At 54.6% G+C, this 12,991-nt stretch carries 12 protein-coding genes; 9 read left to right on the top strand and 3 right to left on the bottom strand.

The genetic code is table 11. The annotated features are described in order from the left end of the window. The first annotated feature begins 109 nt into the window (after positions 1–109). The 3 genes from ACPLPM_RS10535 (at position 110) to ACPLPM_RS10525 (ending at position 1,658) form a co-directional block, all read left to right on the top strand. Positions 110–661 (top strand): hypothetical protein, encoded by a 552-nt coding sequence (locus ACPLPM_RS10535; RefSeq protein WP_424356742.1) that lies wholly within the window; start codon positions 110–112, stop codon positions 659–661. 81 nt (positions 662–742) lie between these two features. Continuing rightward, entirely contained in the window at positions 743–1,114 is a 372-nt protein-coding gene (locus ACPLPM_RS10530) for a carboxymuconolactone decarboxylase family protein (protein WP_424356741.1), read from the top strand. A 1-nt stretch (position 1,115) separates the two neighbouring features. After that, the gene (locus ACPLPM_RS10525; protein ID WP_424356740.1) at positions 1,116–1,658 is read left to right on the top strand and encodes a GNAT family N-acetyltransferase; all 543 of its coding nucleotides are present in this window, start codon (positions 1,116–1,118) and stop codon (positions 1,656–1,658) included. A 343-nt stretch (positions 1,659–2,001) separates the two neighbouring features. Here ACPLPM_RS10525 and ACPLPM_RS10520 read toward each other — a convergent pair whose 3' ends face one another. Further along, the gene (locus tag ACPLPM_RS10520; RefSeq protein ID WP_424356739.1) at positions 2,002–3,405 is read right to left on the bottom strand and encodes an MFS transporter; all 1,404 of its coding nucleotides are present in this window, start codon (positions 3,403–3,405) and stop codon (positions 2,002–2,004) included. 141 nt (positions 3,406–3,546) lie between these two features. Here ACPLPM_RS10520 and ACPLPM_RS10515 point away from each other — a divergent pair, with 141 nt between their 5' ends. The 5 genes from ACPLPM_RS10515 to ACPLPM_RS10495 all read left to right on the top strand — a co-directional run bounded on the left by ACPLPM_RS10515 (position 3,547) and on the right by ACPLPM_RS10495 (position 9,886). Beyond that, positions 3,547–4,224 (top strand): hypothetical protein, encoded by a 678-nt coding sequence (locus ACPLPM_RS10515; protein WP_424356738.1) that lies wholly within the window; start codon positions 3,547–3,549, stop codon positions 4,222–4,224. A gap of 248 nt (positions 4,225–4,472) precedes the next feature. Next, the gene (locus ACPLPM_RS10510; RefSeq protein ID WP_424356737.1) at positions 4,473–5,540 is read left to right on the top strand and encodes a S1C family serine protease; all 1,068 of its coding nucleotides are present in this window, start codon (positions 4,473–4,475) and stop codon (positions 5,538–5,540) included. A gap of 727 nt (positions 5,541–6,267) precedes the next feature. Beyond that, entirely contained in the window at positions 6,268–7,380 is a 1,113-nt protein-coding gene (locus ACPLPM_RS10505) for a DUF362 domain-containing protein (RefSeq protein WP_424356736.1), read from the top strand. 136 nt (positions 7,381–7,516) lie between these two features. Next, positions 7,517–8,074 (top strand): FKBP-type peptidyl-prolyl cis-trans isomerase, encoded by a 558-nt coding sequence (locus tag ACPLPM_RS10500; RefSeq protein ID WP_424356735.1) that lies wholly within the window; start codon positions 7,517–7,519, stop codon positions 8,072–8,074. Positions 8,075–8,368: 294 nt separating this feature from the next. Beyond that, positions 8,369–9,886, top strand: a complete 1,518-nt coding sequence (locus ACPLPM_RS10495; RefSeq protein WP_424359967.1) for a S8 family serine peptidase — start codon at positions 8,369–8,371, stop codon at positions 9,884–9,886. 96 nt (positions 9,887–9,982) lie between these two features. Here the strand turns inward: ACPLPM_RS10495 and ACPLPM_RS10490 are convergent, their stop codons facing one another. Beyond that, complete coding sequence (locus tag ACPLPM_RS10490) at positions 9,983–10,471, bottom strand: N-acetyltransferase family protein (RefSeq protein WP_424356734.1); 489 nt, start codon at positions 10,469–10,471, stop codon at positions 9,983–9,985. A 180-nt stretch (positions 10,472–10,651) separates the two neighbouring features. On the opposite strand from ACPLPM_RS10490, the gene ACPLPM_RS10485 reads away from it, so the two are divergent. Next, a complete protein-coding gene (locus tag ACPLPM_RS10485; protein ID WP_424356733.1) occupies positions 10,652–11,158 on the top strand; it encodes an ester cyclase in 507 nt (168 codons plus the stop codon). A 256-nt stretch (positions 11,159–11,414) separates the two neighbouring features. On the opposite strand, the gene ACPLPM_RS10480 is transcribed toward ACPLPM_RS10485, so the two are convergent. Next, positions 11,415–12,785, bottom strand: a complete 1,371-nt coding sequence (locus ACPLPM_RS10480) for a right-handed parallel beta-helix repeat-containing protein (RefSeq protein ID WP_424356732.1) — start codon at positions 12,783–12,785, stop codon at positions 11,415–11,417. Positions 12,786–12,991: the final 206 nt, after the last annotated feature.

The raw sequence follows: 12,991 nt of genomic DNA, 5'->3' as shown, positions 1-12,991 counted from the left end.
ATTGTAGAGCCGGAGATTTCACAGGCTCTACAATAATTTTTTCTTAATAACCTGTCAAACAGTAGTTTTATCATCGTTTGTAATAAAACATACTAATGCAGGTTTTACAATGGTTATTAAAAATGATGTCTTATTTATAATCGCATTTACTGGCCTGCTGTGTTTTGCAGCAGGTATGCTGGCAGGCGCAATAGTATTCTCCGGCGATACTCGAGACCAGAATACCGGGCTGGTAGGAATGACAGGTGGGGACGCCTCGCAAGGCGGGACCGGGACCGTCGAAGGTACAATGACCGGGAATATCAGCGCAGTCGGGCGATGGACTGATACGGAGTTCATGGATGGTCAGCCTTATACGATATATCGGACTTTTCGTGATGACAACACGGTGGACATAAGTGGCGGACGTGTGTCCGAACTGAAGTACTGGCATGCCAGAGTCATCGGTGAAGATACAGAGTATAAAGGTTATGCGCCGATCTACTACAATAATAAAAAGCTTGCCAGCGCTTATGTGATCTGGATAACCAGGACAGCTGACGAAGACTACTCGAAAAAAAATCCTGACTTCGTCATCGTAGATGATGTGATGTATATTTTAGAAGTAGTACCGGATAGGACATACACGCTCCATACATATGGCCCGGGCGGATTTAGATAAGTTCTGGATAGCCCGGATTAATCCTTAGGATACCGGAATTGTAATACGATCTGAACCGCATGGTGCTACATGGAGAATAGCATGGAGAACGACCGGTACGAGCGCGGCAAATCGCTGCTCATGGACATCAATGCAAATAATGCGGAAAAGCTGGTAGAATCGCTCAAAGACGTAGCACCGGACATGCATAAATACGTCTTCGAGTTCGCGTACGGCGACATCTACAGCCGGCCAGGGCTTGACATAAAGACCAGAGAGCTGGCCACAGTGGCTGCGCTGACGGCGATGGGCCACCTTCCTCAATTGCAGTCCCACATCGAAGCCTCCCTCAATACGGGCTGGACGAAAGAGGAGATCGTGGAAGTCATTATGCAGATGGCCGTATACGCAGGCTTCCCGGCGGCACTGAATGCATTAACCGCGGCAGACGAGGTCTTCAAGAGAAGGCAATGAGATGCACGAGCTCAGGATTCGCACGCCCAGGCTGGAGCTGATCGCTACAACCGTCGAGCTGATCAGAGCCGAGATGGCCGATCGAGACCGCTTTTCAAAGTTACTGCACGCCCGGGTGCCCGGAGAAGAGGAAGACGAAGCCTGGCCCCCGGAGAACGTCCGCGACGTCGTCGGCCTGTTCTCGGCTTACCTCGAGCGCGATCCCGACATGGCCGGCTGGCTCAACTGGTACTGGGTGTATGTCGACCAAAATACTGGCCAGAGAACCCTCGTAGGCAACGGTGGCTTCACCTCCCGCCCGGTCAACGGCACAGTAGCCATCGGCTATTCAGTATTAAGGCAGTACCAGGGCAAAGGCTATGCAACAGAAGCAGTGGTAGCGCTGGTACAGTGGGCTTTCGGGCACAAAGAGGTCGATCGCATTATCGCCGAGGTCGCTAACGACAATGCCCGGTCAGTCAGGGTGTTGGAGAAAAACGGCTTCGTTTACGCTGGTGAAGGATCGGAAGATGGTACCAGCCGTTACGAGTTGAGCCGTTCTTAGTTTTTGAATGTTTCAAAGCCCGGCGACTCAGCAAAACGAACACTGCACTGCGCGTTACTGGTTACTTATATGACATGAGACAGCAATACGAACGCTGCGCTGTGCCAGATCACAGATTGTTACAGATTAAACAGATTGCACAGATACTGATCGATAAAAAAGGAAATGGTTCGCTGTATTCCTTATTCTTAAAAGAAATCTGTGCAATCTGTGCAATCTGTGCAATCTGTCGTAATCTGTGATCTGGCACAGCGCAGCGTTCGTCAGCGTTCAAGGGCTCACGGGCAACTGTTTGCGAGTATTCCAGGAATGGTGGCCGGCGCAGTACAGCGTTCGTGTACGTTCACGCCTTTTGCACCACTGGCTCAGGAGTATTTTTTCGCATTTTGCCCCGGGCCATGGATGCCAGTATACCGGCGGCGCAGAGTACTGCCGAGATGATGAACGCTACCTTGATGCTCGTAATTAGCAGCGGGTACTGTTCCGGGGTGATCTGGACCCGGCCCATGAAGACGGAGAAGGTCAGCATGGCGATGCCGAGGCTGAGCATCTGGCCGACGAGCCGCATGGTGCTGACCATGCCTGAAGCGACGCCGTAGTCGCACCGGTCGACAGAGCTCATGATCGCGTTCGTGTTCGGGGACGAGAAGAGGGCGAAGCCAAAGCCGATGAGCATGAGGCTGCCCACGATGTACAGCAGCGGTGTTTCAGAGTTGAGCAGCGTGAAGAGCAGCAGGCCGACGGTGGTGATCGCCATGCCGGCCGATGCCACATACTGCGGCTCTATCCGGTCCGACAGCCTGCCGGCGATCGGGGAAAACACAGCCTGCAGGACAGGGGCTGCCACGAGGATCAGGCCTGCGGTCTGCGGGTCCATGCCTTTGATGTACTGCAGGTACAGGCTAAGCAGGAAGGATACAGAGAAGGTAGCGCTATAGTTGATCAAAGCTGCCGCGTTGGAGAAGGTGAACGAGATGTTCTTCACGAACAGCGAGAGCTTGACTACCGGCGCCTTGTGCCTCAGCTCCCACCAGATAAATACCGCCAGGGCAACCAGGCCCGCAACCATCCAGTATGCGCCGGATAGGTCGGGCAACAGCGATAATCCGTACATAAGGGCGAAGAGCATGATGCCATAGATTGTGCAGCCGCCGATGTCGAACGGAGCTTTTTCGGCGCACTGGACGTCTTCTTTCAGCTTCCACAGGGTAATGCCGAGAGCGATCAGGCTCAAGACTCCGTTGAGGATGAAAATGTACCGCCAGCCGGCTTGCTGGGTGATGATGCCCCCGATGACAGGGCCAAGCGATAAGCCCAGGTAAACGAGGGCCACGTTGATACCGAGCACTTTGCCCCGGTCTTTCGGGGGGAAGGAGGATGTCAGGATCGCCACGCTCGTGCCGAAGATCATGGCACTGCCGATACCCTGGAGTACCCGGGACAGGAGAAGCAGCCAGATAGTATCCGATACGGCCGACATCAGCGTGAATATGGCTGTGGCAGCCATGCCGGCGATGAAGACGATGCGCCGGCCGTACATATCCGAAAGTCTGCCGAACGGCACGATGAAGATGGCAGTGGACAGGAGATATGCAGTCACCACCCAGCCGAGCAGGATGGCGTCGGGCTGAAACTCTGCCCCGACCTGCGGCAGGGCGACGTTCATGGAAGCGCCCAGAAAAGGCGTGATGAAGGCTGCGATGCCCGTTATTACGAGAATCATTTTCCTGTCTATCGCTTCGGCCATAAAATCACATTTACTGATCGTAAAGAGTGATCAGCTAAATAACTTATTACCAGAGTTCAAGGACAGCAGTCGGCTTGAACGTATCAGCAATCAGCCCGAGCACAGAGTTTAAAGTTAAACAGGGCACAAGGTAGAGATCATATGAAAGGAAAATTGAGCGCCGTTTTACTTTTATTCATCACGCTGTCGGCCGCAGCCCTCACAGCAGGGTGCACTCAGCCGGGCAGCAGTACCGTTACAGTGACGCCGGTACCCGGAAATACTACTGAGATCAGCCATGGGCTGCTACTTTTCAACATGAGCCAATTTCACATGTTCGAGTACGACATCTATGCTTCGGACGGTAAATCCTCGGTACGCGTGGGCAAGATAAAAGCCGAGTACGAAATTGTACCGTATGGTAACGTAGCAGATGCGCGGCACATGAGGGAAACCAGGATTATCGGCGAAGGAAGCCATGCTATAACGACGATCACTGACCTTTACTATAACCAGGCCAATAACTGGATACTGGGCGGCCATGCCAGCACAATGTCGGCCAACGGAACGACCGAGAAGGATATTCCGGAGAACGACCCGGCCTACTGGAACGCAGATATGGCCACCATCTCCTCGAAGGTCCAGTTCTACGACGAGGGCACGGAGTTTATCGCAGTTCCCAAGGGCGTCTTCCCGGCGGCCAAAAAATATACCAGCACCGACAGTGGAATCACGCTATGGATGGACGAGCGCGTGCCGATTCCGATTAAGATTGCCGGTGCCGGCACCAGCGACGGCACACGGATTACCACTTCAATGGAACTGGTGAGCTACGCTTAGATAAGCTGAAAAGACCCCCATATTTTGCCTGGCCGGTGTGCCGAACAGCAGTACACCGGACAGCCGGGCATTTTCCCAGTAATCAGCTCTCCGATCACTTGTACGCGTAGCACCATATCTACATACAGAAAGTATTAATAGATATAGTATTTACTTTTTGTAAATAACAGTTAGCTAGCTGGTCCGGGGGTTTACTCCGGACAATGAACAGCTTGTGAAAACATCTGCTTTAAAAGTGGTACACATACATGGACCCGATAGTCATACCAGTTTCCGCTACAGGGGAGGCGGCTCAGAGAGTCGCCCACGATACTCAGAGGCCCACCGATGGAGAGCTGCTTGACGCATACTCCAGAACAGTGGTCAGCGTAGTCGAAAAAGTAAGCCCGTCGGTCGTGAAGATCGACATCAAGCGCAAGATGCTGGTCAGGCAGTCGTTTTTCAACCAGGCCGAACAGGAAGTGCCGGGCAGCGGCTCAGGCTTCATCTTCACTCCTGACGGCTATATCCTGACCAACAGCCACGTCGTCCACGAGGCATCCCAGATCGACGTCATTCTGTCGGACGGCAGAAAATTCCCGGCACAGGTGATCGGCGACGACCCTGCCACAGACCTCGCCGTCGTAAAGATTGAAGCACCGAACCTGGTCCACGCCACCATTGGAGACTCCCAGTCCCTTAAAGTCGGCCAGCTGGTCATAGCGATTGGAAATCCCTACGGTTTCCAGTGTACGGTAACGTCTGGCGTAGTCAGCGCAGTAGGCAGATCGCTCCGGACATACAATGGCCGGCTCATCGACGACGTCATCCAGACCGACGCGTCCCTCAACCCCGGCAACTCCGGAGGGCCACTGGTAAACTCGGCCGGAGAAGTCATCGGCATCAACTCCGCCATCATCTTCCCGGCGCAGGGCATCTGCTTCGCCATCCCCTCCAGCATCGCCAGATTCGTAGCCTCAAAGCTAATGACCGACGGCAGGATCAGGCGTGGCCGCATAGGAGTGGCAGGCCAGAATGTGGTCATCAAAGACGAGATCGTCGAGTCCCTCAAGCTTAGCTCTAACCAGGGCGTGCTCGTGGTCAACCTCGAAAGAGACAGCCCCGCCGACAGGACAGGCCTCGTTGCCGGCGACGTCATCATCGGCCTGGACGACAAGCCTGTCAACAACGTAGACGACCTCCACAAGCTGCTCAGCGAAGAAAAGATCGGCACCCAGGCGACCCTCACCATCGTCCGGATGTTCGACAAGCGGCAGCTGAAGATCACCCCAGAAGAACAGCCCGACGGGCCGATGAAGCGCATACCCGTCGAATAAACAGCCACAGCCGGCCCGGTCCACCTCCGCCGGGCCGATCAAATAATACAAAAAAATGAACCACAGCGGCACGGCTATTTATCCTGACAACTGGAAATCAGATACTTGAACCACAGCGGCACGGCGACACGGAGACAGTGCGAGAAACAATAACATGATCAACTGTCTAACCACGGCGGCACGGCGACACGGAGACAGACCATACCTGAACAGTAAGGCTCTTTTTTAAGGATCCACGGCGGCACAGTGGGTTGAGTGCACCGAGACAATCGTATCTCCAGCATTTCAACTAAACCTGTCCAGATTCGACGAGGTATTGAAACGTTCCAGCTATTGATCGTAAAGCCAGGTTGAAACGATTGGCCAGTAAGCATCTTAAAATTAATGCGCTGTCTCCGTGCCGCCGTGGACCTAAAAAGAGTTCCCTTTTACCAGTTCGCCACTGTCTCTGTGTCGCCGTGCCGCCGTGGTTAGATTTACCATCCGGCTGATCATGGATCGCTTTGTCTTTGTGTCGCCGTGCCGCCGTGGTTCAATAATTTGTTTTGTAGATGTAGAAATAAAGAGCCGTGCCACCGTGGTTCGATTGCTACTATACTGAGCGATTTGCCTTCGCAGGTCGTCATCATCGATTTATTCTGGTATTTTTGCCGGGGATGGCGGTGGTGTAGAATATCTCTGCGCAAGCCGAGAGCGTTGTGCTATTTAATTAAGGTGGGTCCACCGCATGACTTCGATGGTTTACTTTGCGAGGCTGAAGACGGGAAAGACGAGGGTCAACACGATCACCAAGATCCAGAAGCTCTTCGACGCTGCGGGGTTCGGCAACATCATCGCCGAGGGGGAACTGGTGCCGGTGAAGGTGCACTTCGGGGAGCGGGGTAACGATACGTATGTGCGACCCGTCTATGTCAGGCAGGTGGTCGATAAGATCAAGGCGAGGGGCGGCAAGCCGTTTCTCACTGATACAAACACGCTGTATTCAGGCAGCAGGCACGACTCTGTCGAGCACCTGATCACCGCAGTCGAGCATGGGTTCAGCTATTCGGTCGTGAATGCTCCTTGCATCATTGCCGATGGCCTTATCAGCGATAATTACCGCGAGGTGCCGATCAAGGGTAAGCACTTTCAAAGCGTGAAAATCGCCAGCGACATTCTGTCGCCCGGGAGCATGCTGGTGCTGTCCCACGTGAAAGGCCATGGCATGGCAGGGTTCGGCGGGGCGATCAAAAACCTGGGTATGGGCTGTGCTCCCGCAGCCGGGAAGATGGACCAGCACAGGGGATTACGACCCCTTGTGGACGAGAAAGGTTGTGCCGGCTGCGGGCGGTGCGCTGCCGTCTGCCCCAGAATTGCCGTACACATGGAACAGGATATCGCTGTCGTCGACGATGAGATCTGCATCGGCTGCGGCGAGTGCATGACCGTTTGCCCGGTGGGCTCCATCAGCTTCGACTGGGATAAGGATATCGTCCCGTTCATGGAGATGATGACCGAGTATGCCCTTGGCGCAGTCCAGGGCAAGGACGGGCGCATCGGGTACATGAACTTTTTAATCCACATTACCCCGGAGTGCGATTGCGTCCCGTGGAGCGACGCCCCGATAGTCCCTGACATCGGCATCCTGGCCTCCACTGACCCGGTAGCCATCGACATGGCGAGCTTTGACCTGGTGAAACAGCAGATCGGATTACGTGGCAGCCGGCTCAAAGATCACTTCGAGCCTGGCGACGACAAGTTCGAGGGCACCTGGGAAAAGACCAAAGGCCTGGTTCAGATCCAGTACGGGGAGAGCATCGGGCTGGGGTCGAGCAAGTATACGCTCAAAGAGATACGGTGACTTAATTGGCATGTCTGAAGCGGTCCGCCACTGACTTGCTCATCGGATAATTGTTCTTCTTACGGCAGTTGGATTATCAGGCGATAAAGAATATATGTGCTGCCATGTATTCCCTATAGGTAGTGAGTGATTTATCATGATATCTAGAAAAGGCTGGATACCGGCAATTCTGCTGGTACTATCCCTGACCCTGATCGCCGGATGTACCGGCCAGACAGGAAATAATACCGTCAAAGTGGGCGATAATGTCAGCGTCGACTATATCGGCTCGTACGATAACGGCTCTATATTCGACACTTCCATCGCCTCCGTCGCCCAGGATGCAGGCATCTACAGCCCGTACAGAGACTATGCCCCGCTGTCATTCGTAGCCGGCTCCGGAGACATGATCTCGGGCTTCGACAACGCGACCATCGGCATGAAAGCCGGTGAAACGAAGAACGTTACCCTGGCGCCGAAGGATGCCTACGGAGAATACAACCCCGAGCTGATCCTGCCGGTCAATATGAGCATCCTGACCAGCAGCAACATCACGCCGCAGGTAAACGATACCCTGTACTATAACATGCAGCCGGTCCGAGTCCACAGCATACCGAATAACTCGACAGTGTTCATCGACTTCAACAACCGGATGGCAGGAAAAACCCTGCATTTCATGATTACGGTCAAAGACATTCAGGCTGTAAGCGCGTAAGTTCAGCTTAAAACCTTCCCGTAAAGGGAAGGCCCCTTTTATGTAACGGGCTTGAAGCAGTCGTCAATTGTAGTTTTCCGGCAAGTAGCGCCAACTACATCATACTATTACAAATAGCCTGGTTTTCAAGCCTTTTTTATCCGTTTACAGGCGAAACGTGCTGTATATCAATAATTAAAGCAATATCACGAGTATTATTAGTAATTAACTGTAATTACAACCCCATTGATTAATCGGGAAAGTATTTATCCTATTCTTCAATGTGTTCTAATAGAACAACTGGAGGAATAAGCCATTAAAAAACGTACAATAGTTATTGCAGTTCTATGTCTGGCCATCCTCGCGAGCTCGCTTCTCGCCACTGCCAGCACATCGCTGCCAGGCACTCCGAAAGGAAATAGTGCCGATGACACTTACATAGTCGTTTTCAATGACAGCCAGGACCTGGCGAGCATCATGGAGGACCAGGTCACCACCTTCGCTGCGAAAAACAACGCAACTATCCTTCATACGTATGACATTATCAACGGGATCGCCATCAAGGTTCCCGGCGAGCAGGCAGCTGAAAAGCTCAGCACACTCAAGAACGTGAAATACGTAGAGAAGAACATAGTCTTCCATGTGAACTTACAGCAGGCATCGCCCATCGTCGGTGCCCCGCAGGTCTGGGACCTGGGCTACACCGGCAAAGGCGTGAAAGTGGCAGTCGTCGACACAGGCATCGACGGTGCCCATCCTGACCTGAAGGGCAGGATCGTCGGCTGGAACGACCTGGTCGCTAGCAAGACCACTCCTTATGACGACTTCGGCCACGGCACTCACTGTGCGGGCATCATCGGTGGCAACGGAAACGCCTCCGGCGGCAAGTACAAGGGCGTTGCTCCTGAAGTCTCCTTCATAGGCGTCAAGGTGCTCGGCAAAGACGGTTCGGGCAGCCTGGACACCATCCTCGCCGGCATCAACTATGCGGCGAAGAGCGATGCTCAGATCATCTCCATGTCTCTCGGCTCTGACGACCACTCCCAGGCCATAGACGACGCTGTCACAAAGGCAGTGCAGAACGGTAAAGTCGTGATCTGCGCAGCCGGCAACAGCGGCCCGAGCGCTAAGACGGTCGGCTGTCCTGCGGACACCCCGGACGCGCTGACAGTCGGCGCTACCGACAAGAACGATAACATCGCCTCGTTCAGCTCCAGAGGCCCGACCAAGGATGGCAGAGTCAAGCCGGACGTAACTGCTCCGGGCAAGGACATCGTATCCACCAGGGCAGCAGGCATCCAGAACGAAAAGGCGATCGACCAGCACTACCTGTCCATGAGCGGCACTTCGATGGCCTGCCCGATGGTATCGGGTGCAGTCGCCCTCCTGCTCGAGAAGAAGGCCGACCTTACGCCGGCCCAGGTGAAGGAGATCATGGAGAAGACAGCAAAGCCTCTTGGCTCCGGCATCCCCAACAACAATTACGGCTACGGCCGGATCAGCATAATCAACGCTATCGACTACCTCGATGGCAAGTACACCCCGGCACCGAGCCCGACGCCGACGCCAGCCCCGACTTCCACCCCGAAGCCCACGCCTGCGCCGACCTCTACGCCCAAGCCGAGCCCCAAGCCAACCGCGACTCCGCAGCCGACCCCGGGCAACCCCGGCCACCAGCACCCCGGCTACCCGTACCCAGGCTACCCATACCCAGGATACCCGTACCCCGTTGAGCCCGGCTATGGATACCCCGTGTACCCGTACCCCGGCTACTACCCGTACCCCGGCTACATGAACCCCGGATACCCGTACCCGTACTCGGAAGAGCAGTAAAAGAAAGAAAAGATAATTAGAACCGGGCATTCCTGCCCGGACTTTTTTATTTTAAGCCTGGCATGAGGCGTTAGCCATTGTAAGTTGAAAAAGTGGTTATATAAACCGCTGCAACCAGACTTCGTCGAAGTCTTTGCCGAACTTCTTGCCAGCCCGGGCAAACGTGCCGCAGCGGACGAAGCCGTGCTTCAGGTGAAAGTTGATACTGTTTTCGTTAGCAGAGGAAACGCTGGCCAGGATAGTGTCGATTCCCTGCGCTCTGGCATCCTGGACAAGCCTGTCGAGCAGGGCGGTCCCGATCCCTTTACCGGTATAGCCCGGGGATATGAAACAGGTCAGCTCAGCCGAACGCCTGAACGCAGGCATCGGGCTGTGAGGACGCAGCAGTGCATAACCAGCGACACTCCCGGCAGCTTCCGCCACGTAAAATGGGTAGCCCTTCGCCATCTGCGCCAGCATGTCGAAGAAGGCTGGAGGCACTTTCTGCTCGGGATAGGCGGCCATCGTATTCTCGACATAGTAGTTGAAAATGTCCACGATGCCCTGCTTGTCGTCATTTACCACAGGCCTGATCTGGTAGTCCATTGTAGGTTCACCAGGCCTAATTAAGTTGCAGGTACTTGATGTAGTTTACTCCCGTACCGGGGATTAATAGCCCGGGGCTATCGCATCGCAGTTTCGGCTGACAGGCCTAAATCCGGGGTTTCCTGCCTGTCAGGTAAATCATGATGAGAAGATCATAGTAGTGCGATAAGCATAAGCAGCATGTCGGGGGGTCACCATACGTCTACGGAAGAGAACAAGCAACTGGTACGCAGGTACTACGAAGAGTTTTACGATCGCAGAAACCTCGAGGTGATAGACGAACTCGTTTCCGGGGAGTACGTTCACCATATACCGGACGTGCTTAACCACGTGATGGACTACCAGGACTTCCGGAAGCGGGAGCTCCAGATGTCAGGCGCGTTCCCGGACCTCACCCGGGCCATCGAGGACGTGATCGCCGAAGGCGACAGGGTTGTCACCCGCTCGGTCATGAAAGGCACCCACACCGGCAACCTTCCCAACATCCCGGCCACGAATAAAAAGATCGATGTGGAGTGCATCGTCATCAACAGAATCAGAGACGGCAAGATCGCCGAAGGCTGGGAGTCCTACGACTCGCTGGGCATGTACCTCCAGCTCGAAGTCATCCACATGGTCAGCACCCTCGGCAAATCACCCAAGTTCCACAGGGGCGACTTCCCGCCGATCAGATCCTGGCCTGGATGAAAGATATGATGGGCATTTCACCACAGAGACTCACAGAGATATTTATGATTGATTGAGCATCCAGCAATATATCAGAAAATCTCTGTGAGTCTCCGTGCGCCTCTTTGCTCTCTGTGGTTACTAGTACTCTGCTTTTAAATCAACCGTCTGGCCGCTTTGTCGCTGTGGCGGCGGGGCAGGCTTCCCGTGCCCCGGTGGTAAGCTCCGCCAGCATCGGTACTTCTGTGGTAGACGCCTTTTGCGGCCCGGTTATTACCTAATCGTACGATGGTATCACCACCTCTACGTCGTTTCCTGATCCTGTGCCGCCCTGGCCGTAGCCGCTGGGGAACGGGTATTTGGCCCGGATGATGTTGTTATCGAAGGTGCTGTCGAGGCAGGCCTGGGCCCAGATGCCGTCGGTGCCGCCCCGGATGTCGTTGCCGGTTACCTGCATGCGTTCGCACCGGCCGAAGTTGCCGTTGTCCTGGTCTTTGCCCAGCCGGATATTGGACCCGCTGTTGCGGTAGGTGTTGTCCCGGATGATGCAGTCTTTGCTGGAGTACCACCTGGTACCGTAGTAGTGCTCGCCGATGTAGTTCTTCTCGAAGATGCAGTTGGCGAGATACCTGAGGGCTGCACCATCCACGTCGACTTTGCCTTCGCCAGGGTGGTACATGGCTTCACCCAGGTCGTTGCCGGTGAAGGTACAGTTGTTCAGGTGCTCCACGTGGAGCTCGACTTCGCTGTTGCTCTCGAAGTAGTTGTTCTTGATGAGCGCGTTATCGCAGTAGTAGAGCCTCAGCCCGTAGCCGTTCCGGTAGCAGTGGTTTCCCTCGATGATGAACGGGCATTCGGGGGTGCCTGAGATTCCCTGGGCGAAGATGCCACATTCCCTGTCTGTGACGCTGAAGCCGGTCACTATGGACGGAGCCTCGATGTCGATGCCCTTGACGAGTGCCCCGTCTTCGCCTTTCAGGATCATCGGCTTCTTAACTGTGATCGTCTCAGTAGAATGATCTCCCCGGACGATGACCAGTCCGCCCGGCTCTACGTCGTTGACGGACGATACGCTCTGGCCGGGTTCGATTATTAACGAGGGAGAGGGTAAGGCGGTCGAGGTATAGGCAGGCGGTGTCCAGTCGAGGTTGGGCGGGCGCATTTTTGCCAGGATAGCCGCGGGTATATCTGCGCTTGCCCTGGGCTCCACGGTTTCGTAGCTGCTCACGGGCATGTTAATCCAGCTCCCCGAGGAGGGTATGTTGATGATCGGTTTCGGAGTCGGTGTGGGCGTAGCAGTGGCTCCCGGCGGATGGTCCCCCAGCCACTGGTACCGGTTGGCTGACCTGACGGGAGTTTCCCCCGGAAGCGCCAGATCGTAGATATAGCCATCCGGCCCTTTACAGTGCCTGGTGCCGTCTATGCTCGTTACTTCGGTATACCCCGGAGGGCATACGGGCGTATCGGGGTCATCAGAAACATTGATGGATGCCTTTATCGTTGGCCCGACGGTCGGAGCAGGCGTTGCCGTTACCTCCGAAACCCCGGGAAGAATGCCTCCAAGGCACCCGGACATAGCAACGCTCGACAGGACGATTCCGACAATAAGGACTATAAAGGGCCAGAGAGTTTTTTTCGATCCGCGCAATGAAATGCCTCATAAATTTTATATTTATCAAGCTATAATGCTTATAGAATATTTAAGGCTTATCGTAGCATGGCAAAAACTGTTTAAACAAAAAGTAGCTCCTGATCAGCCCGGCCAGGGAGAGCACAGAGTCCTAAAAGCGGGCTGAGAGGGCAGCTCATACTGCAGGTAGCAGTACTACAAACCTGCTGCCTGCGTGTAATCGT

Source organism: Methanocella sp. MCL-LM (assembly GCF_049676595.1).
GTDB lineage: Archaea > Halobacteriota > Methanocellia > Methanocellales > Methanocellaceae > Methanocella_A.
Note: the sequence above shows the minus strand (reverse complement) of the source record. Positions and strands in the feature narration are given on the sequence as shown.

Excerpts from the sequence above, each read along its gene's own strand:
- ACPLPM_RS10535 (WP_424356742.1), top strand. The coding sequence starts at position 110 with ATGGTTATTAAAAATGATGTCTTATTTATAATCGCATTTACTGGCCTG.
- ACPLPM_RS10530 (WP_424356741.1), top strand. The coding sequence starts at position 743 with ATGGAGAACGACCGGTACGAGCGCGGCAAATCGCTGCTCATGGACATC.
- ACPLPM_RS10525 (WP_424356740.1), top strand. The coding sequence starts at position 1,116 with ATGCACGAGCTCAGGATTCGCACGCCCAGGCTGGAGCTGATCGCTACA.
- ACPLPM_RS10520 (WP_424356739.1), bottom strand. The coding sequence starts at position 3,405 with ATGGCCGAAGCGATAGACAGGAAAATGATTCTCGTAATAACGGGCATC.
- ACPLPM_RS10515 (WP_424356738.1), top strand. The coding sequence starts at position 3,547 with ATGAAAGGAAAATTGAGCGCCGTTTTACTTTTATTCATCACGCTGTCG.
- ACPLPM_RS10510 (WP_424356737.1), top strand. The coding sequence starts at position 4,473 with ATGGACCCGATAGTCATACCAGTTTCCGCTACAGGGGAGGCGGCTCAG.
- ACPLPM_RS10505 (WP_424356736.1), top strand. The coding sequence starts at position 6,268 with ATGACTTCGATGGTTTACTTTGCGAGGCTGAAGACGGGAAAGACGAGG.
- ACPLPM_RS10500 (WP_424356735.1), top strand. The coding sequence starts at position 7,517 with ATGATATCTAGAAAAGGCTGGATACCGGCAATTCTGCTGGTACTATCC.
- ACPLPM_RS10490 (WP_424356734.1), bottom strand. The coding sequence starts at position 10,471 with ATGGACTACCAGATCAGGCCTGTGGTAAATGACGACAAGCAGGGCATC.
- ACPLPM_RS10485 (WP_424356733.1), top strand. The coding sequence starts at position 10,652 with ATGTCGGGGGGTCACCATACGTCTACGGAAGAGAACAAGCAACTGGTA.